Origin of the sequence: Mesorhizobium sp. M0898 (assembly GCF_040319695.1) — a bacterium.
Taxonomy (GTDB): domain Bacteria; phylum Pseudomonadota; class Alphaproteobacteria; order Rhizobiales; family Rhizobiaceae; genus Mesorhizobium.
Genome location: NZ_JAMYOE010000018.1, coordinates 32,693 through 57,888 on the forward strand (window position 1 = coordinate 32,693; position 25,196 = coordinate 57,888).

General features: G+C 63.2%; 22 protein-coding genes, 1 other RNA gene and 2 pseudogenes. 12 read left to right on the forward strand and 13 right to left on the reverse strand.

Annotation, left to right across the window (positions count from 1 at the left end; translation table 11 throughout):
- Positions 1 to 4: 4 nt before the first annotated feature.
- Positions 5 to 2,728: an ATP-dependent helicase gene (locus NKH90_RS19155; protein ID WP_352820415.1), complete on the reverse strand. Its 2,724-nt coding sequence runs from the start codon at positions 2,726 to 2,728 to the stop codon at positions 5 to 7.
- A gap of 252 nt (positions 2,729 to 2,980) precedes the next feature.
- On the opposite strand from NKH90_RS19155, the gene NKH90_RS19160 reads away from it, so the two are divergent.
- Positions 2,981 to 5,293, forward strand: a complete 2,313-nt coding sequence (locus NKH90_RS19160; RefSeq protein ID WP_352820417.1) for a glucose/quinate/shikimate family membrane-bound PQQ-dependent dehydrogenase — start codon at positions 2,981 to 2,983, stop codon at positions 5,291 to 5,293.
- A 10-nt stretch (positions 5,294 to 5,303) separates the two neighbouring features.
- Here NKH90_RS19160 and NKH90_RS19165 read toward each other — a convergent pair whose 3' ends face one another.
- Together NKH90_RS19165 and NKH90_RS19170 are read right to left on the reverse strand one after the other, a co-directional pair.
- On the reverse strand, positions 5,304 to 5,735 hold the full coding sequence (locus NKH90_RS19165) for a hypothetical protein (protein WP_352820419.1): 432 nt from the start codon (positions 5,733 to 5,735) through the stop codon (positions 5,304 to 5,306).
- 9 nt (positions 5,736 to 5,744) lie between these two features.
- Positions 5,745 to 5,894, reverse strand: a complete 150-nt coding sequence (locus NKH90_RS19170) for a hypothetical protein (protein ID WP_352820421.1) — start codon at positions 5,892 to 5,894, stop codon at positions 5,745 to 5,747.
- Positions 5,895 to 6,162: 268 nt separating this feature from the next.
- On the opposite strand from NKH90_RS19170, the gene NKH90_RS19175 reads away from it, so the two are divergent.
- Entirely contained in the window at positions 6,163 to 7,062 is a 900-nt protein-coding gene (locus NKH90_RS19175; RefSeq protein ID WP_352820423.1) for a dienelactone hydrolase family protein, read from the forward strand.
- On the opposite strand, the gene NKH90_RS19180 is transcribed toward NKH90_RS19175, so the two are convergent.
- Positions 7,063 to 7,965, reverse strand: a complete 903-nt coding sequence (locus NKH90_RS19180) for an EamA family transporter (RefSeq protein WP_352820425.1) — start codon at positions 7,963 to 7,965, stop codon at positions 7,063 to 7,065.
- A gap of 90 nt (positions 7,966 to 8,055) precedes the next feature.
- Between NKH90_RS19180 and NKH90_RS19185 the strand changes: the two genes are divergently transcribed.
- Positions 8,056 to 8,535: an Lrp/AsnC family transcriptional regulator gene (locus tag NKH90_RS19185; protein ID WP_352456563.1), complete on the forward strand. Its 480-nt coding sequence runs from the start codon at positions 8,056 to 8,058 to the stop codon at positions 8,533 to 8,535.
- Positions 8,536 to 8,607: 72 nt separating this feature from the next.
- On the opposite strand, the gene NKH90_RS19190 is transcribed toward NKH90_RS19185, so the two are convergent.
- Positions 8,608 to 8,805 carry a hypothetical protein gene (locus tag NKH90_RS19190; protein ID WP_023676715.1) on the reverse strand — a complete coding sequence of 66 codons (198 nt, stop codon included), beginning with the start codon at positions 8,803 to 8,805 and terminating at the stop codon, positions 8,608 to 8,610.
- A 147-nt stretch (positions 8,806 to 8,952) separates the two neighbouring features.
- Complete coding sequence (locus NKH90_RS19195) at positions 8,953 to 9,438, reverse strand: thioesterase family protein (protein ID WP_352820427.1); 486 nt, start codon at positions 9,436 to 9,438, stop codon at positions 8,953 to 8,955.
- A gap of 119 nt (positions 9,439 to 9,557) precedes the next feature.
- Between NKH90_RS19195 and NKH90_RS19200 the strand changes: the two genes are divergently transcribed.
- The 4 genes and pseudogenes from NKH90_RS19200 to NKH90_RS19215 all read left to right on the forward strand — a co-directional run bounded on the left by NKH90_RS19200 (position 9,558) and on the right by NKH90_RS19215 (position 16,391).
- Positions 9,558 to 10,976, forward strand: coding sequence for an FAD-binding oxidoreductase (locus NKH90_RS19200; RefSeq protein ID WP_352820429.1), 1,419 nt, complete (start codon positions 9,558 to 9,560; stop codon positions 10,974 to 10,976).
- Between the two features lie 5 nt (positions 10,977 to 10,981).
- A complete protein-coding gene (locus NKH90_RS19205) occupies positions 10,982 to 11,539 on the forward strand; it encodes a hypothetical protein (protein ID WP_352820431.1) in 558 nt (185 codons plus the stop codon).
- Positions 11,540 to 11,642: 103 nt separating this feature from the next.
- Positions 11,643 to 12,161: pseudogene (locus NKH90_RS19210) on the forward strand (hypothetical protein).
- Between the two features lie 108 nt (positions 12,162 to 12,269).
- Positions 12,270 to 16,391, forward strand: coding sequence for an AsmA family protein (locus tag NKH90_RS19215; RefSeq protein WP_352501031.1), 4,122 nt, complete (start codon positions 12,270 to 12,272; stop codon positions 16,389 to 16,391).
- Between the two features lie 11 nt (positions 16,392 to 16,402).
- Here the strand turns inward: NKH90_RS19215 and NKH90_RS19220 are convergent.
- Positions 16,403 to 16,708 (reverse strand): annotated as a pseudogene (locus tag NKH90_RS19220) (MarR family winged helix-turn-helix transcriptional regulator); the annotation flags it as partial.
- Positions 16,709 to 16,794: 86 nt separating this feature from the next.
- Between NKH90_RS19220 and NKH90_RS34875 the strand changes: the two are divergent.
- Positions 16,795 to 17,118 (forward strand): hypothetical protein, encoded by a 324-nt coding sequence (locus NKH90_RS34875; RefSeq protein WP_502895654.1) that lies wholly within the window; start codon positions 16,795 to 16,797, stop codon positions 17,116 to 17,118.
- On the opposite strand, the gene NKH90_RS19230 is transcribed toward NKH90_RS34875, so the two are convergent.
- The 4 genes from NKH90_RS19230 to NKH90_RS19245 all read right to left on the reverse strand — a co-directional run bounded on the left by NKH90_RS19230 (position 17,082) and on the right by NKH90_RS19245 (position 18,906).
- A complete protein-coding gene (locus NKH90_RS19230; protein WP_352450079.1) occupies positions 17,082 to 17,303 on the reverse strand; it encodes a ribbon-helix-helix domain-containing protein in 222 nt (73 codons plus the stop codon). The two genes, NKH90_RS34875 and NKH90_RS19230, sit on opposite strands and share 37 nt — an antisense overlap.
- Positions 17,304 to 17,323: 20 nt before the next feature.
- Entirely contained in the window at positions 17,324 to 17,527 is a 204-nt protein-coding gene (locus tag NKH90_RS19235) for a DUF4169 family protein (RefSeq protein ID WP_023676708.1), read from the reverse strand.
- Positions 17,528 to 17,545: 18 nt separating this feature from the next.
- Positions 17,546 to 18,082, reverse strand: coding sequence for an SspB family protein (locus tag NKH90_RS19240; RefSeq protein ID WP_023676707.1), 537 nt, complete (start codon positions 18,080 to 18,082; stop codon positions 17,546 to 17,548).
- 134 nt (positions 18,083 to 18,216) lie between these two features.
- Positions 18,217 to 18,906, reverse strand: a complete 690-nt coding sequence (locus tag NKH90_RS19245) for a TetR/AcrR family transcriptional regulator (protein ID WP_352456524.1) — start codon at positions 18,904 to 18,906, stop codon at positions 18,217 to 18,219.
- Positions 18,907 to 19,073: 167 nt separating this feature from the next.
- Between NKH90_RS19245 and NKH90_RS19250 the strand changes: the two genes are divergently transcribed.
- Together NKH90_RS19250 and NKH90_RS19255 are read left to right on the forward strand one after the other, a co-directional pair.
- Positions 19,074 to 20,279, forward strand: a complete 1,206-nt coding sequence (locus NKH90_RS19250) for a multidrug effflux MFS transporter (protein ID WP_023676705.1) — start codon at positions 19,074 to 19,076, stop codon at positions 20,277 to 20,279.
- A 101-nt stretch (positions 20,280 to 20,380) separates the two neighbouring features.
- On the forward strand, positions 20,381 to 21,316 hold the full coding sequence (locus NKH90_RS19255; protein ID WP_352501028.1) for a LysR family transcriptional regulator: 936 nt from the start codon (positions 20,381 to 20,383) through the stop codon (positions 21,314 to 21,316).
- Here NKH90_RS19255 and NKH90_RS19260 read toward each other — a convergent pair.
- Positions 21,270 to 22,010, reverse strand: a complete 741-nt coding sequence (locus tag NKH90_RS19260; protein ID WP_352820434.1) for an SDR family oxidoreductase — start codon at positions 22,008 to 22,010, stop codon at positions 21,270 to 21,272. The genes NKH90_RS19255 and NKH90_RS19260 overlap by 47 nt on opposite strands.
- Before the next feature lie 405 nt (positions 22,011 to 22,415).
- Here NKH90_RS19260 and NKH90_RS19265 point away from each other — a divergent pair, with 405 nt between their 5' ends.
- A complete protein-coding gene (locus tag NKH90_RS19265) occupies positions 22,416 to 24,212 on the forward strand; it encodes an acetolactate synthase 3 large subunit (protein ID WP_352820436.1) in 1,797 nt (598 codons plus the stop codon).
- 98 nt (positions 24,213 to 24,310) lie between these two features.
- On the opposite strand, the gene ssrA is transcribed toward NKH90_RS19265, so the two are convergent.
- Positions 24,311 to 24,666, reverse strand: a transfer-messenger RNA (tmRNA) gene (ssrA, locus tag NKH90_RS19270).
- Between the two features lie 161 nt (positions 24,667 to 24,827).
- Between ssrA and NKH90_RS19275 the strand changes: the two genes are divergently transcribed.
- Positions 24,828 to 25,139, forward strand: coding sequence for a DUF2853 family protein (locus NKH90_RS19275; protein WP_023676702.1), 312 nt, complete (start codon positions 24,828 to 24,830; stop codon positions 25,137 to 25,139).
- Positions 25,140 to 25,196: the final 57 nt, after the last annotated feature.

The following is a 25,196-nucleotide window of genomic DNA, read 5'->3' on the forward strand; positions in this document are numbered from 1 at the left end:
GGCCTCACACCCCGGTGACAAACCCGTCCAGCACGCGTTTCTGGCCGGCTTTGTCGAAGTCGATGGTCAGCTTGTTGCCTTCGATGGCCGAGATGTTGCCGTTGCCGAATTTCTGGTGGAAGACGCGGTCGCCGACGCTGAAGGGGGACGGCGTGTCGGCGACGGATTTGGCGACCAGCTCGCCGTCGATGGTGCGCCCCTTGACCGAGGTGCGACCGGCGCCGTAGCCGGAGTCGGTTTCGCCATAGCCGATGCGCTCGACCTGGTGGCCGGAGCGCGTGCCCCAATTGCGGTCGGTCGCCTCGGTGCGGTTGGCTTGAGCGCGCTGCCAGCCCGGCGTCGCATAGGTGCTGGAGAAAGCGCCGGATTTTTCAGCACCGTTATTGCCGCCAATGTTGTCGAAGCGCGATGCCCCATAAGGGTTCTGCCTGCCTGCACTTTGGCCTCCACGACCGGAGACGAACGAGCCGCCGCCATAGGCATTGCCGTAGCCGCCGTAGGAGTTGCCGCTCTCGGAAACTTCGACATGGGCTTCCGGCAGCTCGTCGATGAAGCGTGACGAGATGGTCGATTGCCAGAGGCCGTGGATGCGGCGGTTGGAGACGAACCAGATGTGCAGGTTCTTCTTGGCGCGGGTCAGCCCGACATAGGCGAGGCGGCGTTCCTCCTCCAGCCCTGAGCGGCCGCCCTCGTCGAGGGAACGCTGGTGCGGGAACAGCCCTTCTTCCCAGCCGGGCAGGAACACGGTTTCGAATTCGAGGCCCTTGGCCGAATGCAGCGTCATGATGTTGACGGCGTCGAGCTCGGCGTTCTGCTCGGCGTCCATCACCAGCGCGACATGTTCGAGGAAGGAGCGCAGCGATTCGTACTCCTCCATGGAGCGGATCAGTTCTTTTAAGTTCTCGAGCCGGCCGGGCGCTTCGATCGAACGGTCGTTCTTCCACATGTCGGTGTAGCCGCTCTCCTCCAGAATGGTCTCGGCGAGCTCGGTGTGCGGGGTGGTTTCCAGCGCCTTCTGCCAGCGCTCAAAATTGGCCGCGACCTCACGAAGTGCGGCGCGTGGCTTCGGCTTCAGCTCGTCGCTCTCGGCGAGTTTTGCCGCCGCCTCCAGCATCGGGATGCGCAGCGCCCGTGCGGTGTCGTGGATCTGGCGGATGGTGGCCTCGCCCAAGCCGCGCTTCGGCACGTTGACGATGCGCTCGAAGGCGAGGTCGTCGGCGCCTTGTGCGACGACGCGGAAGAAGGCCAACGCATCGCGGATTTCGAGGCGCTCGTAGAAGCGCGGGCCGCCGATGACGCGGTAGTTGAGGCCGAGCGTGACGAAGCGGTCCTCGAATTCGCGCATCTGGAAGGACGCGCGGACGAGGATCGCCATGTCGTTGAGATTGTGCTTCTGGCGCTGATAAGCCTCGATGGTCTCGCCGACGGCGCGGGCCTCCTCTTCGGAATCCCAGGCGGCGTGGACATGCACCTTCTCGTCGTCCTCGGCGATCTTTTCGGTGAACAGCGTCTTGCCGAAGCGGCCCTCATTGTGGGCGATGAGGTGGGAGGCGGTGCCGAGGATGTGCGCGGTCGAGCGATAGTTGCGCTCCAGCCGGATGATGGTGGCGCCGGGAAAATCCTTGTCGAAGCGCAGGATGTTGTCGACCTCGGCGCCGCGCCAGCCATAGATCGACTGGTCGTCGTCGCCGACGCAGCAGATATTTACGGTGGACAGGCGCGGGCTTCCCTCCCCCTTGAGGGGAGGGTGGCCGGGCGAAGCCCGGTCGGGTGGGGTCCGTGCGGCAGTGCTTGACCTACCGGCGGCAGTGCTCGACGCTCTAGCGGTGCCTTCTGCGGCAACCCCCTCCGCCCGCTTCGCGGGCACCTCCCCCTCAAGGGGGGAGGATTGCGGCCGCTGTGCCAGCAGCCGCAGCCACATGTACTGGGCGGTGTTGGTGTCCTGATATTCGTCGACGAGGATGTAGCGGAAGCGCTTGTGGTATTCCTTCAGCACGTCCGGATTGGCGCGGAAGATGCGGATCGGATGGCACAGGAGATCGCCGAAGTCGCAAGCGTTCAGCGTTTTCAGCCGCTCCTGATAGGCCTTGTAGAGCTCGCGGCCCTTGCCGTTGGCGAAGGCACGGGCATCGCCCTCGGGGATGTCGGCAGGACCGAGGCCCTTGTTCTTCCAGCCGTCGATCATCTGGGCGAACTGCTTGGCCGGCCAGCGCTTGTCGTCCAGCCCTTCGGCCTGGATAAGCTGCTTGATCAGGCGCACCACGTCGTCGGTGTCGAGAATGGTGAAGTCGGATTTGAGCCCGGCCAGCTCGGCATGTCTGCGCAGCAGCTTCACTCCAATCGAGTGGAAGGTGCCGAGCCACGGCATGCCCTCGACATTGCCTTCGCCGATCAACAGGCCGATGCGCTGCTTCATCTCGCGCGCCGCCTTGTTGGTGAAGGTGACGGCGAGGATCTGCGAGGGGAAAGCCTTGCCGGTGGCAAGGATGTGGGCGATGCGGGTGGTCAGGACGCGCGTCTTGCCGGTGCCGGCGCCGGCCAACACCAGAACCGGGCCTTCGGTGGTCTCAACCGCCAGCCGCTGCTCGGGGTTCAACCCCTTGAGATAGTCGGGCGCATTGTTGTGGCCGCTGCGGGCAGCCATGGCGCGCGCGGCAATGCCCGACGGGGCCGCGGGCCGCGCGTTCGGTTCGTCAAAAAAGGGCATGTCTTCCGAAAAGCCGGACATCTCCCCCCGAATGTAGTGATTCGGCAGCGAAAGGCCAGAAGTGTCTCCGTTTTGTTCTCTGTCCAGTCGGTGGACTCACAATCTGAATGGGTCCGCTAACCAAAACGCCGGGCTTGCGATGGGCCGGCACCGTAAAACGCCGAGCTTGCTTGACAGGGGAGGCGGGCCGGAGAAAGTTGCGTGGGGGCAGGAACGCAATGCGGGGTTGCCCATGGACGCGTCGCGGAGCGCACCAGTCGAAGGAGCACCGTCTTGGCTGTGGTCATCACCTCCCTGATCCTTTTCCTCATCGGCCTGGCGGTTGGCGGCGGCGGCATCTGGCTCGTGACGCTGGGCGGCAGCTGGTACTACGTCATCGTCGGTCTAGCTTTCCTTGTCGCGGCCTGGCTGCTCTACAGGCGCAGATCCACGGCGCTGTGGCTCTACGCGGCGATCGTGCTCGGCACGCTCGCCTGGGCGGTCTGGGAGACCGGCTTCGACTGGTGGGAGCTCGGCCCGCGCGGCGGCATCATCGTGCTTGTCGCGCTATGGCTGTTGACGCCATGGGCGCGGCGCGGGCTTACCGGTCCCGACGGACGCGCGCCGCTGATCCTCGCCGTGCTGGCCTCGCTTGCGGTCGCCGGCTATTCGATGACGACCGATCCAAAGGATATTGCGGGTGAACTCAACACCGACAAGGTGACGCCGACGGCCGATCTCGGCGGCAACGTGCCGGCTGGCGAATGGCACTATTACGGTCGCACGCAATATGGCCAGCGCTATTCGCCGCTCGACCAGATCACCGCCGAAAACGTCGCCAATCTGCAGCCGGCCTGGACCTATCGCACCGGCGACGTGAAAGGGCCCGACGACATCGGCGAGACGACCTATCAGGTGACGCCGCTAAAAATCGCCGACACGCTCTACATCTGCACGCCGCATAATTTCGCCATCGCCATCGATGCCGCGAGCGGTAAGGAGAAATGGCGCTTCGATCCGCAGGTCAAGCTCAACAAGGACCGCCAGCACCAGACCTGCCGCGGCGTGTCCTATTATGCCGATGCCAGGGTCGCCGCTGGCCAGCCCTGCGCCACACGCATCTACCTGCCGACATCCGACGCCCGGCTGATCGCGCTCGATGCGGCGAATGGCCAGGTCTGCCCGACTTTCGCCGAAGGCGGCACGCTGAACCTGGTCGCCAACATGCCATATCCGAAGCCGGGCTATTATTATTCGACCTCGGCGCCGCTAATCGTCGCCAACAAGATCATCGTCGGCGGCGCGGTCAACGACAATTATTCGACGCAGGAGCCGTCCGGGGTCATTCGTGCCTACGATGCCGACACCGGCGCGCTGTTGTGGAACTGGGATTCCGGCAATCCGGACCAGACGACGCCGCTGCCGCCGGACCAGACCTACACCAACAACTCGCCCAACATGTGGTCGACGGCAAGCGCCGACGAGAAGCTCGGCCTGCTCTATGTGCCGCTCGGCAACAAGACGCCGGACCAGCTCGGCGCCGGGCGCAGCGCCAATGACGAGAAATTCTCCTCTTCGATCACCGCGCTCGATCTCAACAGCGGACAATTGCGCTGGGTGCGGCAGACCGTGCACCACGATCTCTGGGACATGGACGTGCCGGCGCAGCCGACGCTGGTCGACATCACCACGGAAAGTGGCGTGGTGCCGGCGCTGGTCGGGCCGACCAAGCAGGGCGACCTCTATGTTCTCGACCGGCGCAGCGGCGAGCCGATCGTTCCGGTCAAGGAAGTGCCGGCGCCGGGCGGCGCGATCGAGGGCGACCATACCTCGCCGACGCAGCCGCTCTCGGATCTCAGCTTCAGTCCGAAACCGCTGACCGGCGCCGACATGTGGGGCATTACCATGTTCGACCAGTTGGCCTGCCGGATCGAGCTTCGGAAGTTGCGCTATGAGGGCCGCTACACGCCGCCGTCGCTGCAAGGCTCACTGATCTATCCCGGCAATTTCGGCACCTTCAACTGGGGCGGCGTGGCAGTCGATCCGGTCCGGCAGGTGATGTTCGGCATGCCGACATACCTGGCGTTCATCTCCAAGCTGGTGCCGCGCGCCGACGTGCCGCCGCCCGGTGACACCAAGGGCAGCGAACAAGGCCTGAACCGCAATGACGGTGCGCCTTACGCAGTGATATTGAAGCCGTTCCTGTCGCCGCTCGGCATTCCCTGCCAGGCGCCGCCCTGGGGCTATGTGGCGGGTGCCGACCTTCGGACCGGCAAGATCGTCTACAAGCATCGCAACGGCACCGTCTACGACATGACGCCGCTGCCGCTGCCGTTCAAGGTCGGCGTGCCCGGCATTGGCGGGCCGATGATCACTGCCGGCGGCGTCGCCTTCCTCGGTGCGGCGGTCGACGACTATGTGCGCGCCTATGACCTGACGACCGGCAAACAGCTCTGGCAGGCGCGGCTGCCGGCCGGCGGGCAGTCGACACCGATGACCTACACGGTAGCCGACGGACGCCAGTTGGTCGTCATCGTTGCCGGCGGCCACGGCTCGGTCGGTACCAAGCCGGGCGACTATGTGATGGCCTATACGCTGCCGAAATAGAGAAGTTCCTTCAGAGCCCGAGATGCCCTTTCAGGTCGGGTACCGATGCAAGTACCTCACTGGTCAGCTGCGGGCCGGCGGCTGTCTCGGCCTGCTGGACCAGCATCGTGCCGGCCTGGCTGATCTGAGCGAGCGTGAGGCCTGATGCCTTGAGTATGGCGACGCCGTTGATCAGCGCGCCGGTCTTTTCGCCGAGAGCGCCGCCGAGCGCGCCCTCCAGCGAGGACAGGAGGCCACCACCGGAAGCCGCGCCGGGAGCCATGACATCATATTGCTTGGCCAGGGAGTCGGCTCCCGGGATCTTGGCAAAGAAGCTGGACAGAGTCGTGCCTTCCGCCTCGTGTTCGAGCACCGAGAAAATCGTGCCGGCGATCTTTTCCGTCAAAGCCTGGTTGAGACCGGATTTCTGGGAGACGGTGTTGATGATGTCCTGAACGTCCATGACCTTTCCTCAGGCTTTGGCGTTTGCGGGCGGGTGCCGGTTGGCGCGGATTTTGATCAACGATCGTTTGAATGCGGTGAAGGTAGTGAACCGCAGCGCCAGCAAAGCCATAGCGGCGAGGGCGAACCCACTTGCCAGAAGCGGGGAGGGAAAGGTCATGGCATATTCCTTCGTCGTCAATCAGGCATTCTTTTCCCGCCAAATGGCCATTCTCGTTCGCCAAATGGCCCGAGTGAGGCATAGCCCGGTAACTTCTTTTTACATCGTGGTGCGTGCATTTAGCATTGCCACAAAGGACCAAAATTTAACGACAGTGCGGCGCGCGGCATCACGGCCCTCGTGCAGGGACTTATGGCAGCCTCACTCAGCCGTGACTGGACCAGGCAAGCTTCGGCTCTATGTTGCCGCGGGGGGCGAGGAGCAAGCCATGACAACACCTGCCGGACCCACTGCCGCCGAGCCTGTCATTACCCAGGCGATGATCGATGCCTATGACGAATACACCCATCTGACGCTCGACCGGCGGCGCTTCATGGAGCAGTTGACCAGGCTTGCCGGATCGGGTGCGGCAGCTGCCGCGATCGCGCCGCTGCTGGCGGCGAACTCGGCCCAGGCGGCAATCGTGGCGGAAGACGATCCGCGTGTGAAAGGCGAGGACATCAGCTATCCCGGCAGCGCCGGCGAGATGAAGGGCTATCTGGTCAGGCCGGCGGACCAGACCGGCAAGCTTGGCACCGTCATCGTGGTGCACGAGAACAGGGGTCTCAACCCGCATATTCGCGATGTGGCGCGGCGCGTTGCGCTGGAAGGGTTCGTGGCGCTTGCGCCGGACTTCATGACACCGCTCGGCGGCACACCGGACGATGAAAACAGGGCACGTGACCTGTTTTCCCAGCTCGATCCAGCACAGGTCGCCGCCAATGCCGTGGCAACCGTCGCCTACCTCAAAGGCTACAAGGACGGCAACGGCAAGGTCGGCGCCGTCGGCTTCTGCTGGGGCGGCGGCACGGTGAACATGCTGGCCGTCAACGCGCCGGACCTCGCCGCCGCCGTCGCCTATTACGGCATGCAGCCACAGGCCGAGGACGTGCCGAAGATCAAGGCCGCGCTCATGCTGCATTATGCCGGGCTCGACACCCGCACCAATGCCGGCATCGATGCCTTCAAGAAGGCACTCGACGCGGCCCATGTCGAATACTCGGTCTATGTCTATGAAGGCGCCAACCATGCCTTCAACAACGACACGTCGGCGGCCCGCTATGACAAGAAGGCGGCTGACCTCGCCTGGGGCAGGACGATCGCCTTCCTCAAGGAGAAACTGGCCTGATCAGTCCGGCGCCGGCTTATGGAACGCCACGCCGGCCACCACCAGGGCGATGCCAAGGCAGTCGGTGAGGCTCGGCACCTGCCGCAGCACGATGACGCCGATCAACGTTGCGGTGACCGGCAGCAATGACAGCATCAGCGCGAAGCTGGAGCGCGGCAGCCGCGACATGGCAAGCTGGTCGCAAATATAGGGAATGACCGACGAGCAGATGCCGACGCCGACCGCCGCAAGCAGCAGCGGCGGCGCCGAGAAAGCCGGCAGAGCATCGGCGAAACCGATCGGCAGAACGACGAGAAGGGCGACCGCCATGGCGGCACCCAGCCCGGCGATGCCGTCGCCGGCGCCGCCGCGCGCGACGCGGTGGCCGAGCACGATGTAGCCAACGAACAGCGTGCCGTTGAGGAAGGCCCAGAACAGGCCGACGGGATCGCTCGACCATTTGACGTCGATCAGCAACAGGGTGCCGGCGACAGCGATTGCGAGGGCGGCGAGATTGCGCGGGCTTTTGAGGCCAACAAGCGCAACGCCGATGGTGCCGACGAATTCGATCGCCGCCACCAGCGAGATCGGCAGCCGGTCGAGCGCCAGGTAAAACGAGCAATTCATCACCCCAAGGCAGACGCCGAAAGCCACAAGCAACAACCGCGTCGAGCGATCGGCGCGGGCGAAGACCGCCCATGGCCGGGTCAATGGGGCAAAGACGAGTGCCGCGGTGGCGATGCGCAGCCAAGCCATGCCGAGCACGCCGACATGCGGGAACAGCAGCACCGCGAAGGCCGGTCCGAGATAGTGGAACACGGCGCTGACGCCGAACCAGAGATGCGGCGGGACCGCGTTTGCCAAGGTAAAGGCGGGGCCGGCGAGTGCCGGACTTGCCGCTGGGGCTTGCGTCCGATCTTGCATGGGATCAGTATCGCAGGCGATTTTTGCCATTGATATGGATGATGGCCGGGCATTGCGGCCATTTCCTTTCCGAAAGCAAGGAGTATTCCGCTGAAACGCCTTCGAAATGAAAATAGCGATCTGGATCCGGCGGATCTGAAAATCCTGCGCCTGCTGGAAAAGGACGCGCGCACCAGCACCGCCGAACTGGCGCGGTCGGTCGGCCTGTCGGCGCCGAGCGTGGCCGAGCGCATCAAGCGGCTGCAGGAGAGCGGCGTGATCGAGGCCTATACGGTGCGCATCAATCCGGCCGCGCTCGGCATGAAATTGTCGGCGTGGCTGCGCATCAGGCCGGTGCCGGGCCAGCTCGCTGTCGTGGCCGAAATCATCCGCGACCTACCGGAGATCGCCCAATGCGACCGGGTCACCGGTGAAGACTGTTTCATCGCGCTGGCGCATGTCGCCTCGGTGGCCGAGCTCGAGCGGGTGATCGACCGGATCATTCCGTTCGCGATGACCAATACGGCGATCATCCAGTCGTCGCCGGTGGTGCCGCGATCGCCGCTGGGTGCGGTGAAGCGCCAGCCTTGACACTTGGGATCGTTCGTCAGCACATCATCAGAAATGCAAACCGGACGGCCGGTCTGTTTTTTCCCCCACCGTTCAGGCGTGGCCGCGTTTCATCCGCGCCTGCTTCAGGATGGCGCGCCAGCGGATCATGGCGAAGGGGATCGGCTCGTTGTTGTTGGCGATGTGGAAGATCTCGTTATTGAGGTTCTTCAGCGAGCGCCAGAAATCATAGTCGGTGATGCGTGGATCAGCCGCCAGCCTGTCCGCCTCGACCTTGATATCGGTTTTCATGCACGTTCCCCGAACCGCTGCTGCTCCGCCGCCCGTATCGCAATTCGATGCGGACGGTTTTCCAACGCCGCGCTGAGTCGTTCAACGTCTCAATTCGGCTTGTTCACGTTAAAACCTCGGTAAGGTTAACGGCGGTTGGACCGTGGTTCAAGCCTGCTTACGACGAATCCCGATCGAGCGGCCGGCGCGCTCCGGCATCGGCAGGGCGGCATGGGCGGCGCGCATCGCTTCCACCCTGGCCAGGACGTCGGCGGGGAAGGGCGCTACCTTCGGGCCAGCCATGTCGACGTGCAGCGACAATGTTTCTGAAGTGGCGGCGAGCCAACCGTCGACATGACGGATTTCCTGATAGGCCCTCAGCCGCTTCTCGTCATGGTCCAGCAGCTGGAACGAAACGGTGACCTTGTGGTCGAGATGCAACTCCTGGACGTAGCAGACATGGACTTCCGCCGTGTAGATGGTCAGCCGTCGTTCTTTCACGTAATCCGGCCCCATCCCCATCATCTCGAAGGCTTCGTCGGAGCAACGATCGAAAAGCACGTTGTAGTAGGCCATGTTGAGATGGCCGTTGTAGTCGATCCAGGCCTCCTCGATGTCCATGGCGCGGGAGACGAAAGGGGCGGGGATGGGCATCGGAAACTTCCTTCTCGTCATGCCGGGATGAGCGTGGACTGGACAGAGCGTGGTTCGTGAGACTACGCATCCGTAGATGCAGAACAAGGGTGGACGCTGGTCCATTCGCGGAGGAATCGATGGCTCTAAGCGACCTCAATCCGGTCGAGCGCAACGAAGAAGGCATTGCCGCCGTACTCGGCATCCTCAAGCAGCGGCTCGGCGAGCGATTCCAGACCGGCCAGGCGATCCGGGCCCAGCACGCGCACACCACGACCTATATTCCGACGCAGGCGCCGGACGGCGTCGCCTTTGCCGAGACGACGGAGGAGGTGCAGGAGATCGTGCGCGCATGCGCGGCGCATCGCGTGCCGGTGATCGCCTTTGGCGTCGGTTCCTCGCTGGAAGGCCACACCAATGCGCCGGGCGGCGGCATCTCGCTCGATACGTCACGCATGAACCGCATCATTGCGGTCAATCCGCAGGACCTCGACTGCACCGTCGAGCCCGGCGTGACGCGCGAGGATCTCAACCGGCACCTGCGCGACACCGGCCTGTTCTTTCCGATCGACCCGGGTGCCAATGCCTCGCTCGGCGGCATGGCGGCGACGCGTGCGTCGGGCACCAACGCGGTGCGCTACGGCACGATGCGCGAGAACGTCCTGTCGCTGACGGCGGTGATGGCAGACGGGGAAGCAGTGACGACCGGCAAGCGCGCCAAGAAAAGCTCGGCCGGCTATGATCTGACGCGGCTGCTGATCGGTTCGGAAGGCACGCTTGGCATCATCACCCAGCTGACCTTGAAGCTGCAGGGCATTCCACAGGCGATTTCAGGCGGCGTCTGCCCGTTTCCCAGCCTCGAGGCGGCGTGCAACACGGTGATCGCGACCATCCAGATGGGCATTCCGGTGGCGCGCATAGAATTGGTCAACGCGCTGCAGATGCGGGCGATGAAGACCTATTCGAAGCTCGACTATCCGGAGAGCCCGTGCCTGTTCGTCGAGTTCCACGGCAGCGATGCCAGCGTCGCCGAACAGGCCGAGACCTTCGGCATGATCGCCGAGGAAAATAGCGGCGGTCCGTTCCTGTGGACCAGCGTCGCCGAAGAGCGGACAAAATTGTGGAAAGCCCGGCACGATGCCTACTGGTCGTCGCTGACGCTGCGGCCGGGCGCCAAGGGTCTGTCGACCGATGTCTGCGTGCCGATCTCGCGCTTTGCCGAATGCGTCACCGAGACCGAGGCGGATATCGCCGAGATGGGCCTGATCGCGCCGATCGTCGGCCATGCCGGCGACGGCAATTTCCATGTGCTGGTGCTGATGGACGTGGACGACCCGAAGGAGATCGCGCTGGCGGAAGAATTCGTGGCGCGGCTCAATTTGCGCGCCATCGCCATGGACGGCACCTGCACCGGCGAGCATGGCATAGGGCAGGGCAAGATCGGCTTTCTGCGGCATGAGCTCGGCCATGGCGTCGACATCATGCGCACGATCAAGCAGGCGCTCGACCCGCTGAACATCATGAACCCGGGTAAGATATTGCCGGGCGTGGGGAAGTAAGGGGTATGGCCGCCCTTGAGACACTTCTGCCAATCGAGGTGCCACCGTCGTCCGCCGGTGCACCGTTGCCTCACGTCTTTGCGGATGAAGGCAAGCTGCTCATCGCCTACCTCGCCAACAGGCCGGAGCCGTCATTCGATGGCACGAATCCGCGTTCGGTTTCGCCGGCAACGGATAACCAGCCCATCGCAATCCTGACGGCGGATCCTTATCTGGCACTGCAATTCGGCCCGCCGAATGACGAAGCCATCAACGGGCATCGGCTTTATGGGCTCGGGTTGAAGCCATATTCCGCGTTCGAAGTTTTCAACTCGTCCTGGATCGCTTCTCTGCAAAGGGCAAATCGGGTTCACCCATCCCATACCCCTGAGCTGTTTTCAGGCTGTCGCCATTTCATCCTGACGTTTCAAGATTCGACGCTGGAATTCATCGCTAAGAGTTTCTCGACTAGTGTTCGCGAGGGAGCGGTGTTGAGCGCACTGATGGAGAGCGTTGGCCATTCTGTTCCAGCGCATCGTGTCAAACCAACTGGATTTTTCACACGGCTTTTGAGACGCGGTTGATCGCCGAGACTTCCATGTGTCTTGATCGCATCGCCGTTTGGTCGCAGACTTCGGCCCAAGAGAACCGGGAAGAAGCGGTCTTCACCAACGGAGGAGCGGTGTCATGGCGATTTCGTGCAAGGAAGAGGCTCGGGCACTGAGCGCCGACGAGCACGGTCTGGTCCAGAATCGCACCATCCGGCGGTGCAGGGTCATGCCGACGCCGAGCTTGCCGGCCTGGTCAAGCTGCTGAGAGAACGGCGCGACGAGGCGCAGACCGAGGCGCATCGGCGCCGACGCGAAATACGCGGCAAAGGCTCGCCGAAGGGGACTGCCGCCTCAAAGCTGATGGCGGCTCGCAGTTGAAGCTTGCAGTGCTGGCGATGGCCATGCGACGGCTCAATGGCGAGACCGAACGCCGCCGCCAACTGTTGGCGCGTGTTTCGCTGGTCGAGAATGCACGCAAGGCGCTGTCCATGAGCAAGGCGCTGCCGCGGACGGTCCCGAGTTCAACACGCGTACCGCGCACAAAGGCGTGCGCGCGGTCGTGAGCCGGCGGCCAGAGAATCTGATCCGACCGATGGAACGCGGCCGGCAGCGGCAGGCGGCAAAGGTGGCGCAAGCAAAGCGCGACGCGCGCTGAGTGGCTACCTTCTTTTGCTCTGGAGCCAGTCTGGCGGGAATTGCCTCTTTATCGACACGCTGATGCGGGTAGAGTGCCACTGACTTTCAATCAACTATCCAGGAGTTTATGCTCGCACGCCTGTTCGTGATCTTCGGTGGGCTTCTCGTGCTGGTGCTGTGTGCGGCGCTGGTGGTGCCGTACTTTGTCGACTGGACAGGTTACCGTGCCGATTTCGAGCGCGAGGCGAGTGCCGTCCTGGGCCGCAAGGTGACCGTGCGAGGCGATGCGACGGCAAGGCTGTTGCCGTTCCCCTCGGTGACCTTTTCCAACGTCGCCGTTGCCGGTGGCCCTAACGGCCAGCCGGCGATGACCGTCGAAACCTTTTCGATGGATGCAGAACTCGCGCCATTCCTGCGCGGCGAGGTGCTGATCTTCGACATGCGCCTGGTGCGGCCGAAGGCGACGATTGACATCGCCGCCGACGGCACGGTCGACTGGACGATACGGCCGTCCTCGCCCTTCGATCCCGGCCAGATCTCCATCGAGAAGCTGACGGTGACGGAAGGACAGATAGCGCTCAGCCACGCCGCCGGCGGGCGCAGCCATCTTATTTCCGAGATCAACTCGACGATCTCGGCCAAGTCGCTGGCCGGCCCCTGGCGGCTGGACGGCTCGCTGTTGCTGGACGGGTTGCGGACCACGATCGCCGCTTCCACCGGCAAGGCCGAACCGGACGGGCAAATGCGGCTCAGGCTCAAGGCCGATCCGGACGCCTATCCGCTGGTCATCGAGACCGACGGCAATGTGGGCCTCGTCGAGGGCGCCGCCGTCTATTCGGGCCAGTTCAAGATATCGGGCGCAGACCAGACTGCGGCGCGGCAGCTGGGCACCGGCGGCGAGGCGCTGAAAGTCAGCGCCGGCAAACCGGACCCGGGCTTCAGGCTGAACGGCAAGTTTTCGCTCGACCACCAGAAGCTCGGCGTCGACGAATTCCGCTTCGAGACCGGGCCACGCGACAATCCCTACACCGCCGACGGCAAGGCTGCGGTCGACCTTGGGCTGAAGCCGCATTTCTCGATCGAGGCCAATGGCGCGCAGGTGCAGTTCGACGAGGCCGTGGGGGCGGCGGCCGGTGCCGGATTGACGCTGTCCGAGCGGGTGGCGGCGCTGGAGCAGGCGCTGCTCGATCTGCCGAAGCCGACCATACCGGGCACGGTCGAGGTGAAACTGCCGGCGGTGGTGGCAGGCGATACCACCGTTCGCGACGTGCACCTGTCCGCCGAGCCAGCCGAGGGCGGCTGGTCGGTAAAATCGCTGGCCGCCACGCTGCCCGGCCGCGCCAAGCTGGAAGCCACCGGCATGGTCAGCGTCGAGGACCATTTCGGTTTCACCGGATCGCTGCTTCTGGCGGTGGCGCAGCCCTCCGGCTTCGCCGCATGGCTGTCGAAGGACGTCGACGAGGCGATCCGCCGCTTGCCGGCCGCCGGCTTCAAGGCCAAGGTGGATTTGAGCGAGAAGCACCAGGCCTTCAGCGATCTCGAACTCATCCTCGGCAAGGCGAAGTTCTCCGGCCGCATCGATTCCAGCCAGCCCGACGACACAAGGCCATCGGTGCTTATGCAACTGGAAGGTGGCGAACTCGATGTCGATGGGCTCGCCGCCTTCGCCTCGATCTTCGTCAGCGACAAGGGCGCCAACCGCTTTTCCGACCGCGACCTCGATTTCCAGATCAAGGCCGGGCCGGTCAGCGCCGGCGGGTTGACCGCCGATAGCGTCGACACCGCGCTTAGATTGCGCGAGGGGCTGCTTGAGATCGACCGACTGTCGGTCGGCGGACTTGCCGGCGCCTCGATCAGCGCCACCGGCCGGATCAAGGATTTCCCGGCGAGCCCGACCGGCAAGCTCGACGCCTCGGTGGTCGCCGTCGACCTCAAGCCGCTGATCGACGTCGCCGTCCAGCATTATCCCGGCAATGCACTGCTGAAGGGCCTGGCGGAGCGTGCTGCTGCCTATCCCGAGCTGTTCCAGGATGCGCGTATCGATGCGGTCACGAGTGCCGCAGACAATGGCGATGGTACGACTGGACTGGCAATGAGCGCACAGGGCAAGGCCGGTGGCTCGGCCTTTTCGGCGTCGTTATCCGGCAAAGGGGCGCTCGACCGGCCTCTCGAAGCACCGGTGACGCTGACCTTCAACGCAAGGAATGCCGACGCCACGGCGCTGCTGGCGCTTTACGGTTTGCCGGCGCTGCCACTCGGCATGCTCGGCGAGGCGACCACCGAGGTCTCGGCCAAAGGCACGCTTGGCGGCGGCCTGGCGACACGATTCAGCCTGGCCGGCAATGACTTCAAAGCTGGTTTCGACGGGACAATTGCCGACACGCCTCAAGGCGCGGCCGCCAAGGGCAAGGTCAGCCTTGAAACGGCCGACATCGAGCCATGGTTGATGACGACCGGGGTCGGCCTGCCCGGCATGGGCACCGGCATGTCGACGTCGCTTGCAGCCGATGCCGATTACGGCAATGGTCTCCTGGTGCTGAGCGGCCTCAGCGGCGCCGTCAACGAAGCGGCGGTTTCCGGTGACGTAAATATCGACATCAAAGAGGGGCTGCCGCATCTTGCCGGCGCGCTGTCGCTGGACGAGCTGGACCTCGATCCGATGGCGGTGATGCTGTTCGGCGACCAGGCCTTCCTTGTCAATGACAGGACCTGGCCGACGGCACCGTTCAGCCAGAAATCCAGTCTGCCATTTACCGCCGATCTCGATCTGACGGCGGCGTCGCTTGCCGCCGGCCCGCTTGCCACCGCCTATGACGCTGCGTTGTCGCTGCAGCTCGACCAGGAGGGCATCCGCGTGTCTGACCTCAAGGCAAAGTTCCTCGGCGGCGCGTTGAGTGGCCTGTTCGAGCTCAAGAACAATGACGGCACCGGGCTTTTCTCCGGTCAGATGAAACTCGCCGGCGCCGACCTGGCAGCCGTGCTGCCGGAGGCCGGCATCAGCGGAAGCGGCGAGTTCTCGACGGCGCTTTCGACCAGCGGCAAATCGGTCGACGCGATGGTTGCGGCGCTGTCCGGTTCCGGCACGGCAACGCTCAAGGGCATGACTATTGCCGGCTTCAATCCTGATGCCTTTGGCGCATTCATCGCCAAGGCCGATGCGATAGGGCGCGATATCGACGCCTCGAAGACTGCCGGCTTTGTGCCGCAGATCGCCGCGGCGGGCAGTTTTCCGGCGCAGGACACCGATATTGCCTTCACCATCGCCGGCGGCACGCTGAGGGCGCCGCCGGTCAAATTCGAAAGCCCGGGCGCGACGCTGTCCGCTGACATCACCGCCGATCTGAACACCAGCACCGTCGATGCCAAGGGCGAGATCGCCTATCGGCCCGGCGACGAGGCGCTGGTCGGCTCCGAACCGATTTTGAATTTCAGCGTCGACGGGCCGTTTGGCGCCACCAAGCGGCAGTTCGACAGCGAGCCGCTGGCACAGTTCCTGACCCAGCGTGCGCTGGAAAAGGAGCAGCAGCGGGTCGAAGCCATGCAAGCCGCACTGCTCGAGAAACAAAGGCTGCGGCGTGAGGTGCGCTACTACGCTGCGCTGCAAACCGAGCGTGAAAGAGCGGCGGAGGAACTGCGCAGGCAACAGGAAGCAGCGCGGCTGAAGGCCGAGGCCGACGCCAAGGCAAAGGCCGAAGCCGAGGCTCAGGCCCAGGCCGAAGCCGAGGCGAGGGCGCAGGCTGAAGCCAAGGCGAAGGCAGAAGCGGACGCCAAGGCACAGGCGGATGCCGAGGCGAGGGCGCAGGCTGAGGCCAAAGCGAAAGCTGAAGCGGACGCCAAGGCAAAGGCCGAAGCTGAGGCGCAGGCCCAAGCCGAAGCGGAGGCCAGGGCACAGGCTGAAGCCAAGGCAAAGGCGGATGCAGCGGCGAAAGCCGAAGCCGAGGCCAGGGCGAAAGCCGAGGCGGCTGCAAAGGCCGCAGCGGATGCCGAAGCCAAAGCCAAGGCGGCGCAACAGGCTGCCGAGGAAGCAGCGCAGGCCGAAGAACAGCAACGCCAGAGGGCGGAAGAGGCGTTGCGGATCGCCTCGGAAGAGAAGGCAAGGCTCGACGCCGAACGCAAGGCCGCGGCGGAGCGCGCGGAACGGGAGCCACCGGCCGCAAACAACGTGCCACCGCCAGTGCAGCCCCCGCCAAAGCTCAAGCTCGATCCCTCGTCGATCGACGATCTGCTGAAATCGCTGAATGGCGGGTGACGGCGCATCCCTTATGTGTCGCCTCCAGCAAGCAAGCGCTTCAGCATCGGCTCGATCCGCCCGAGTTCGTCGAGATGAGCGGCTGACAGATCGGCGAGACTGTCGTCGGCGCGCTGGGTCAGCCGCAGCAGCACGCGGCGGTGGTCCTCCTCGTCGTGGTCCCTCGCGACCAGCCCGGCTTCGCAAAGACGGTTGACCAATTCCACTGCGCTGTGATGGCGGATGCGCAGGCGCTCCGCGAGGTCGCCAATGGTCACTGGCCCTCCGCCGGGAAACCCTTTGATTGCAAGCAGGGCCTGATGCTGGCGTGGTGTCACCAACATCGCTCGTGCCCGCCATCCTCGGTGGCACGGCCGGCGACCCATCCGCAAGTCGGCACGCCGCCAGAAAGCAGGGTCTGCAAATGAAGTCCGATCACGCCAACCCCAGCCATCTGCGCGATTTTACCACCGATGCCCGGGTGCTGCTCATTGCCGGCATAGCGGTGGTGGTTGCGACGGCGGGGTTGTTTGCCGGCATTGCCCTCTTGAAGCTGATCCGGCTTGCCACGAACATCGCCTATTTTGGCCAGTTCACGCTCGCCGACCTGAAACTGCAGGATACGCCGCTTGGCAGGCCGAAGAACGCGACCGTTCGGCTTTGCTGGGCTTCCGTATCCGGCGCAGGAAACAGGATAGCGTTGCCTGAAGGCTACAACTTGCCGCGCTTGGCCCAATCCAGCACATAGAGCCGGAGCGCCGAGGAGAGATTGGCATCCCGCGGGCGGCTCTCGTCGATTTCGGCGACAAGGGCGGCGAGCGTCAGTTTTCGCACGGCCGCGATGGCGACCAGGTCGTCGTAAAAAGGCTTTTCGAGCGAATAGCTGGTGCGGTGGCCGCGAATGGTGACCGAGCGCTTTTCCACCGGGCTCACGAGACGATCCTACTCACACTTCAAGCATCGGATTTGTCCGAATCGCCCGAATTTTCGCGGCGATGGCCGGCGACGAATTTATCGGCCTTGTCGGCGATCAGGCGGTCGCGATCCCGGCTGGGTTTGGAACGGCCATGCAGCGCCCGGTTCTGTTCGGCCAGGCGCTCCTTCTCGGCTCGCGCCTTCTGCTTGCGTGCCTGACGGAGATTGACGATCTCGGCCATGTCACGCCGCCCGTCGGGTCACTTCTTGCGGAAGGCGTCAAGCGACACCACGTCGGCGCCCTTGGCGCCGGCGTCGGCCGCGGCAGGCTTCTTTTCCGCCTCGGCGGTTTTCTTCTTCGTCTCGGGCTTTTTCTCGGCGACGATGGCCAGCGGTTCGGGAGCAGGCTTGGCCTTTGTCTCCTGTTCCGCCGGGGTATCGGTCTTGACGTCGAATTCGAGCTCGAAGTTGACGGACGGGTCGTAAAAGCCGCGTACTGCCGAGAACGGGATTTCCAGTTTCTCCGGCACGTCGGAAAACGACAGCCCGACCTCAAAGCCGGTGTCGCTCACCTTCAGGTCCCAATACTGGAACTGGATGACGATGGTCATCTGTTCGGGATAGCGCTCGCGCAGCCGCGACGACACGCGCACGCCCGGCGCGCCGGTGAGAAAGGTGATGAAGAAATGATGGTTGCCCGGGAGACCGGTGCGCGCGACTTCGGCCAGGACCTTGCGCATGACGCCGCGCAACGCCTCCTGGGCCAGAATGTCGTAGCGGATGTGGTCGTCGGCCATGTGGCTGTCGGGTTCCGTTGAATCGTCCTGATAGCTGTAATCAAGCTTGAGCGCGGCGTAAACCGGATATAGATCGCCGGCGTGCGGAAGCGAAGCCCATTGGCGACGATTTGATCGTCAAACAGCTTTGATCGTCAAGCGCTGGCGAGCGCGCCCTGTTTGCTCGCCCGGGCCATAGGCTGCCGCTTGCCGAAGGCGCGCAGGAAGGTGCGCACGCCATTTGTCGCCGATTGCACCACCTCGTCCTCGGTCGGTGTACCGCCGAGCATGAATGTCGTCTGCAACTCGGCATTGGCAAGCGCCATGAACTGGCGCGCTGCGACATCGGGATCGTCGATATCAAGGAAGCCGGCATGAGCGAGGCGGGCGAAGCGGGCGGCGATCGCCGGCCATGTCCTGCCCGGTCCTTCTTCGCGCCATTCGGCGAACAACTCGGGATAGCGCCCGCCCTCGGTCTGGATCAGCTTGCGCAGGAATTTGCCGTCGCGGTTGCAGATGCAGTTGTGGTTCATCCGCACAGCAAAGGCGATGAGGTCGGCCTCGAGATCCTTCGGCTGATCGGGAAAAGTGGAAATCGTGGCAAAGATGCCGGCATTGCAACGTTCGGTGAGGTCGCGGACGATGGCAACGAAGAGTTTCTCCTTGTCGCCGTGATGATTGTAGATGGTCTGGCGGGAGACGCCGGCCTCGGCGGCAATCATGTCGATATTGGCACCGGCAAAGCTTTCGCGGCAGAAGACCGAGGCGGCGGCATCGACAATCGACATGCGCTTGGCCTCGTGGCCTCGCGGCGGGAAAATGTCAGGAGAGACGTTGGCCTTCATGCAAAACTATATAGAGGTGGTTGACGAATTAGACAAGCCTGTCTAAATTTGTGGACTTGCACGAAGGGGTTTCGTTCCGCAGAAGAGTCGGAACTCCACGGGATGGAACGTCCTAGGGTTACACGCCGGTCCTCGGCGGCAACCAGAATTCGAAAGAGCCTGCTATCATGAACGCCAAATTCCTCCGCATTGCGGTCGTGCTCGGCCTATTGTCCGCGATCGGCCCGTTTGCCATCGACATGTATCTTCCGGCCCTGCCTTCAATCGGAGAGGATCTGCATGCCGGCACTGCTGCGGTGCAGATGAGCCTGCTGATCTTCTTTCTTTCCATGGGCTTCGGCCAGATCGTCGTCGGACCGATCTCCGACATGGTCGGCCGCAAGCTGCCACTCTACGGCGGCCTGGCGCTGTTCATGGTCGGCGGCGTCGGCTCGGCGCTGGCTCCCTCGATCGAATGGCTGATCGCCTTCCGCTTCCTGCAAGGGCTCGGCGCCAGCGCCGGCATGGCCGTGCCGCGCGCGATCGTGCGCGATCTGCATACCGGCACCGAGGCCGCCAAGCTGATGTCGCTGCTGATGCTTGTGTTTTCGGTGTCGCCGATCCTGGCACCGCTGACCGGTAGCCAGATCATCGAGAATTTCGGCTGGCGCGCCGTGTTCTGGACGGTGACGGGCGCGGCCGTGCTCGCCACCATCCTGCTGGCGACCTCGCTCAAGGAGACACGGCCGGTCGAGGAGCGCGCCGGGTCGTCCTTCGGGACGGCACTTTCCGGCTACCGCTTCCTGATGGGCGACCGCAACTTCCTTGGCCTGACGGCTATCGCCGGCTTCGGCATTGCGAGCTTCTTCGTCTATCTGTCGAGCTCGTCCTTCATCCTGATCGACCATTATGGCCTGTCGCCTTCGGTTTACAGCGTGTTCTTCTCGATCAATGCGGTTGCCTTCATCGGCATGTCGCAGCTGACCGGGTTGCTATCGGAGCGGTTCGGGCTGCAGCGCGTGGTGCGCGTCGCGGTGACCGGCTATGCGACGACGATGGTGGTGCTGTTCGCGGTGATGGCATCGGGTGTCGACCGGCTCGACGTGATGGCGGCGCTGCTGTTCATCGGCTACGGCTTTCTCGGCCTGGTCATCCCGACGACGTCGGTGCTGGCCATGGAAGAGCATGGCGAGATCGCCGGTACCGCGTCGGCGCTGATGGGCACGCTGCACTTCGCCATCGGCGCGGTCGCCATGGGCGTCGCCGGCGTGTTTTTCGACGGCACGCCGCTGCCGATGGTGGCGGGCATCACGCTCTGCGCGGCGATCTCCTTCACACTGGCCAAAATAACGCTCGGCCGCAGCCGGGACGTCGCGGAAGCGCCGGCGGAGTAAACTTCGCTTATCGAGACAAAAAGGCCGGGCGATGTTCCCGGCCTTTTCACGTTTGCGGTCCCGGTTCAAAGCAGCCTATGCCTATATGACGGGTTCAGGACATGCAGCTTCGACATCTCAAAACCTTCGTGGCGGTCGCCACCACCTTGAACATCACACGCGCCTCCGAGCGGGTTCATCTTGCCCAATCGAGCGTGACCGAACAGATCCAGGCGCTGGAAAGCGATCTAGGCACGTCGCTGTTCGACAGATCACGGCGTGGCTTGAAGCTGACGGCGGCGGGACAACGCCTGCTGGACTATGCAAACGATCTCCTCGACCTCGCGGACGAAGCCCGTTCCGCAGTCGCCGACGCGAGCGGCACGGTTGCCGGTCGCCTGACTGTCGGCGGCCTGGAGACGCTTTGCTCGACACGCTTGCCAGCTGTGCTGGCGGAATTCCATCGGCGCCATCCCGATGTGGAACTGAACCTCAGGGCGGACGATAGCAGTGGGTTGCGTGCCGGCGTGACAAGCGGGGCGCTGGACGTATCTTTCCATTTCGGAGCCGTCCCGGCGGCGCCGCCGGAGCTGCGAAGCGAGCAAGTGGCATTAGAAGAGCTCGTCACCATAATGCCGGCAAATCACCGGTTGGCCGGATATTCTGCCATAACGCCCGACGATCTGGCCGACGAGGCCTTCCTCGTCACCCAGCCCGGTTGCGTCTATAGGCGGATGTTCGACGAAACGTTTGCCGCAACATTGCCTGACCGTCCAAAACTCGTCGGCGAGTTCGCCAGCATGGGCGCGATACGGAGCCTTGTTGAAGGCGGTCTTGGATGCGCGCTGGTCCCGCGTCTCGTGGCTTCCGCGGCTGACGCCAATATCGTCGTGCTGCCCTGGGTCGGAAGCAGCCCGGTGACGCCGGTCACCATGGTATGGCGCCACCGCCGCATTCAAGCGCCGGTGCTGCGGCTGTTCCTTGCAATGGTCCGCGAAATTTTGGCCATCGCTAGACCAGTCGCTGGCCACCATCGACATGAAGCACGGTTCCGGTGATGAAGCCGTTGTGCATGAGGGACGTGATGGCTTGGGCAATGTCGGCTGCCTGGCCGATCCGGCCGACGAGCAGACGCTTTGCCATGGCGTCCAGCGCGGCTGTCTTTCCGCTGCCGACGACGGCATCCCAAATCGGCGTGTCGACCCAGCCGGGCGAAACGACGTTGACGCGGATCGGCGCCAGTTCGACGGCAAGCGCGTAGGCGAGTGAGCCAAGTGCCCCATTAACGGCTGCCACCACCGAGCCTTTCACCGCCGGACGATAGGCGGCGATGCCCGAGGTCAGCGTGATCGATCCCCCGGGCGTCAGACGAGGCGCGCCATGTTTGGAAAGAAGAAGCGGTCCGACGACTTTGGAATCCATCACTTTCCGCGCCACCGAGATATCCATCTCGGGAAGCAACACATAGACGCCGGTAACGTCGGCGGCGGTCGAGACGATGTGGTCGAGCGTGCCGACATCCTGGAACAGGCGCTGGACCTCGTCCTCGCTTGTGACGTCGGCTGCGATCGTCCTCAGCCTTTCCGGGTGAGGCAAGCGCTGCCGTGCGGCCGACAACCGGTTCTCGGAGCGGCCGACGATCGTAACCTCGGCGCCGGCGGCAAGCTGCTGTTCGGCAAGCGACAGCCCCATACCGGAACTGCCGCCAACGATCAGGATGCGTTCGTGTTTTGGTGTGGTTTCCTGGTTCATCTTATCTCTCCATGAGGCAGCTCGCCGGGCATGACCACACGCGGCGAGAAACTGAGGCCTTGTCCCGCAAAGGCGTGGAAGAAGGGAAACGGGAAGAAACGAATACTGCCATCGGAGGTTCCGATGATGGGAGGCCCTTGGGCTTTCGCCTCAGCCTGAGACGCCTCAGCCTGAGACGTTGACGATGCGCGATTTTCTGTGTAGCAGCGATCATCATGAAGATCGCAATGGTTCTTGCAGTGGTAGGAAAGCGCACGGGCAGGATGGTGTAACCATCCGGCGACAGCCACCCGTGCGCGACAAACAGGCTCCCGACGGGGCCTTTTTTTATGCCCGAAATTCTTCTTACGCCCGATTTCGGCGACGCCCCGTCAACCCATCCTCATCACGCTACGGGACAGAACCATGACAAGCGATAATTCCATTCAGCATACGAGCAAACGCATGACAGGAGCGGAGATCGTTCTCCGCGCACTCAAAGACAATGGTGTGGAGCATATTTTCGGCTATCCCGGCGCGGCCATATTGCCGATCTACGACGAGATATTCCAGCAGGACGACATCAAGCATATCCTCGTGCGCCACGAACAGGGCGCCGGCCATGCCGCGGAGGGTTATGCCCGGTCCACGGGCAAGGTCGGCGTGATGTTGGTTACATCAGGCCCAGGCACGACGAATGCCGTGACGCCCCTGCAGGACGCGTTGATGGATTCAGTACCGATCGTCTGTCTGTCCGGACAAGTGCCGACAACATTGATCGGCTCCGATGCCTTTCAGGAATGTGACACGATTGGCATCACGCGATCCTGCACCAAGCACAACTCTTTGGTCAAAGACGTCAATGACCTGGCGTCAGCAATCCATAGGGCGTTCCACATCGCCCGGTCGGGGCGACCGGGGCCTGTTCTCGTCGACATGCCAAAGGACGTTCTGTTTGCATCCGGCGTGTACACGCCGCCATCAGACGTTGTCGCGCTGAAGAACTATCGACCGAAGCTGCAGGGCGATATCGGCAAGATCGGCCAGGCGATAGAATTGATGGCCAATGCCAGCCGTCCCGTTATTTATGCCGGCGGCGGCATCGTCAATTCCGGCCCGGAAGCATCGAGATTGCTGCGGGAGTTGGTTCAACTGACCGACTTTCCGATCACCTCGACGCTTATGGGCCTTGGGGCTTACCCCGCCTCCGGCAAGAACTGGCTCAAAATGGTCGGTCTGCATGGTTCCTATGAGGCGAACATGGCGATGCACGATTGCGACGTCATGATCTGTGTCGGCGCGCGCTTCGATGACCGCGTGACCTCGCGTGTGGACGCTTTTTCGCCGAACTCCAGCAAGATCCATATCGATATAGATCCGTCCTCGATCAACAAGAACGTCCACGTCGATATCGGCATACAAGGCGATGTCGGCAATGTTCTGGATGACATGGTTCGTCTATGGCGCGCATTGCCTCAGAAACCGGATGGAGGCCGCCTCCAGGACTGGTGGAGAAGGATCGTCGGCTGGCGCGCACGGAATTCATTCTCTTACGAGATGAACAAGGATGTGATCATGCCGCAATATGCGGTGCAGCGTCTCTACGCGCTGACGAAGGATCGCGACACATACATCACCACTGAAGTGGGCCAGCATCAGATGTGGGCGGCCCAATTCTACGGCTTGGAAAAGCCGAACCGCTGGATGAGTTCGGGCGGCCTCGGGACGATGGGCTACGGCCTGCCGGCGGCGCTGGGCGTGCAGATCGCACATCCGGACAGCCTCGTCATCGATATCGCCGGCGACGCATCGGTTCAGATGACCATGAAAGAGATGTCGACGGCAGTCCAGTACGACGCGCCGATCAAGGTCTTCATCCTGAACAACGGATATATGGGCATGGTTCGCCAGTGGCAGCAAATTCTCCACGGCAACCGCCTCGCGCATTCCTATTCCGAGGCTTTGCCCGATTTTGTCAAATTGGCCGAGGCGTTCGGAGCGGTCGGCCTGCGCTGCGACAAACCAGCCGACCTTGATGATGCGATCCAGGAAATGATCGATGTGGACCGGCCGGTGCTCCTTGACTGTCGTGTTGCCAAGCTCGCCAATTGTTTTCCGATGATCAGGACGGGCAGGGCGCACAATGAGATGCTTCTGTCATATGAGGCTACCGACGAGACCTTTGGCAGCGCGATCGAAACGATCAGCCAGGGACTGGTATGAACGCCGCGGCGCCAGGGCGTATCAGGGCGTAAAAAGCCGAAGCCCGCAGCTGCACATATCGGGCGAGCCTGCGGCTGCGCATATCAAAAAGGGGGAGAAATGGAGGTTTCTGTTGCCAGGTACCTCCGAACCCCGCCTAGAAGTGCGAACCACTAGGGCTTGAATTGAAGCTATCGCACCGCTTACGCGGCGAGACGTGCTTCCGCATAGTTGTCGTTGGCAACTATAAGTTTAGCCCGATAACGGTGGTACAATGCCGGGCAAAAGTACGATCTTTACACCTTCGTCGATCCTATTTCGCCCCCAGCAAAAGCCGCTCCTGAGCAGCGGTTTTTGGTGGAGGCGCCGGGTACCGCCCCCGGGTCCGAACGGCTTATTTCATCGCCTGTTTATCGCCATAGTCGGTCGAGCCGACGAAGCGAATATAGGGACTGGCGGTGGAAAATGAAAGGCCGGAATGCCACTTTCGTCCGCGCCAAAGTGGATCATGAAGGGTTGACTTGCAGCCGGTCTCAACCGAAGCTTTGTGGCGGTGAGGAGACCTAGCGCATACTTGCGGCAGCGCGCCACAATCCTCATCGACCGGATCCCGTGGCGCCGACGAGGGGAAATTCGATGGCCGATTATCTCGCAGACGTAAAGAAGTATGATGCGGCGGCGGATGCCGACGCGGTCGCCAAGATCGTCAAGCATCTGGGCATCGCGCTCAGGAACCGCGATTCCTCGCTAGTGTCCTGCACCGACCCGGAGGAACTGAAGCGCGTCAGGAACAGCTGGGTCGCCGGCAAGCTCGGCGTCACCGACGGTGCCAAGGCGGATGCGGCTATCGAAAAGACCTGCAAGGCTATGGCGGCCGACAACAGCAAGAGCCGGGTGACATTCTATTACCTCGTCGCCAAGGATCTGGGCATGCTCGGCTCGCTCTGAGCAACCTCGCCGCCGGTGCTGGTGAGACTTCTGCTGGAATCGTCTCGCTTTGCTGTG

Bases quoted from the DNA above. Each gene is read 5' to 3' on its own strand.
- NKH90_RS19155 (WP_352820415.1), bottom strand. From the start codon at position 2,728: ATGTCCGGCTTTTCGGAAGACATGCCCTTTTTTGACGAACCGAACGCG.
- NKH90_RS19165 (WP_352820419.1), bottom strand. From the start codon at position 5,735: ATGGACGTTCAGGACATCATCAACACCGTCTCCCAGAAATCCGGTCTC.
- NKH90_RS19170 (WP_352820421.1), bottom strand. From the start codon at position 5,894: ATGACCTTTCCCTCCCCGCTTCTGGCAAGTGGGTTCGCCCTCGCCGCT.
- NKH90_RS19175 (WP_352820423.1), top strand. From the start codon at position 6,163: ATGACAACACCTGCCGGACCCACTGCCGCCGAGCCTGTCATTACCCAG.
- NKH90_RS19180 (WP_352820425.1), bottom strand. From the start codon at position 7,965: ATGCAAGATCGGACGCAAGCCCCAGCGGCAAGTCCGGCACTCGCCGGC.
- NKH90_RS19190 (WP_023676715.1), bottom strand. From the start codon at position 8,805: ATGAAAACCGATATCAAGGTCGAGGCGGACAGGCTGGCGGCTGATCCA.
- NKH90_RS19195 (WP_352820427.1), bottom strand. From the start codon at position 9,438: ATGCCCATCCCCGCCCCTTTCGTCTCCCGCGCCATGGACATCGAGGAG.
- NKH90_RS19200 (WP_352820429.1), top strand. From the start codon at position 9,558: ATGGCTCTAAGCGACCTCAATCCGGTCGAGCGCAACGAAGAAGGCATT.
- NKH90_RS19205 (WP_352820431.1), top strand. From the start codon at position 10,982: ATGGCCGCCCTTGAGACACTTCTGCCAATCGAGGTGCCACCGTCGTCC.
- NKH90_RS19215 (WP_352501031.1), top strand. From the start codon at position 12,270: ATGCTCGCACGCCTGTTCGTGATCTTCGGTGGGCTTCTCGTGCTGGTG.
- NKH90_RS34875 (WP_502895654.1), top strand. From the start codon at position 16,795: ATGAAGTCCGATCACGCCAACCCCAGCCATCTGCGCGATTTTACCACC.
- NKH90_RS19235 (WP_023676708.1), bottom strand. From the start codon at position 17,527: ATGGCCGAGATCGTCAATCTCCGTCAGGCACGCAAGCAGAAGGCGCGA.
- NKH90_RS19240 (WP_023676707.1), bottom strand. From the start codon at position 18,082: ATGGCCGACGACCACATCCGCTACGACATTCTGGCCCAGGAGGCGTTG.
- NKH90_RS19245 (WP_352456524.1), bottom strand. From the start codon at position 18,906: ATGAAGGCCAACGTCTCTCCTGACATTTTCCCGCCGCGAGGCCACGAG.
- NKH90_RS19250 (WP_023676705.1), top strand. From the start codon at position 19,074: ATGAACGCCAAATTCCTCCGCATTGCGGTCGTGCTCGGCCTATTGTCC.
- NKH90_RS19255 (WP_352501028.1), top strand. From the start codon at position 20,381: ATGCAGCTTCGACATCTCAAAACCTTCGTGGCGGTCGCCACCACCTTG.
- NKH90_RS19260 (WP_352820434.1), bottom strand. From the start codon at position 22,010: ATGAACCAGGAAACCACACCAAAACACGAACGCATCCTGATCGTTGGC.
- NKH90_RS19265 (WP_352820436.1), top strand. From the start codon at position 22,416: ATGACAAGCGATAATTCCATTCAGCATACGAGCAAACGCATGACAGGA.
- NKH90_RS19275 (WP_023676702.1), top strand. From the start codon at position 24,828: ATGGCCGATTATCTCGCAGACGTAAAGAAGTATGATGCGGCGGCGGAT.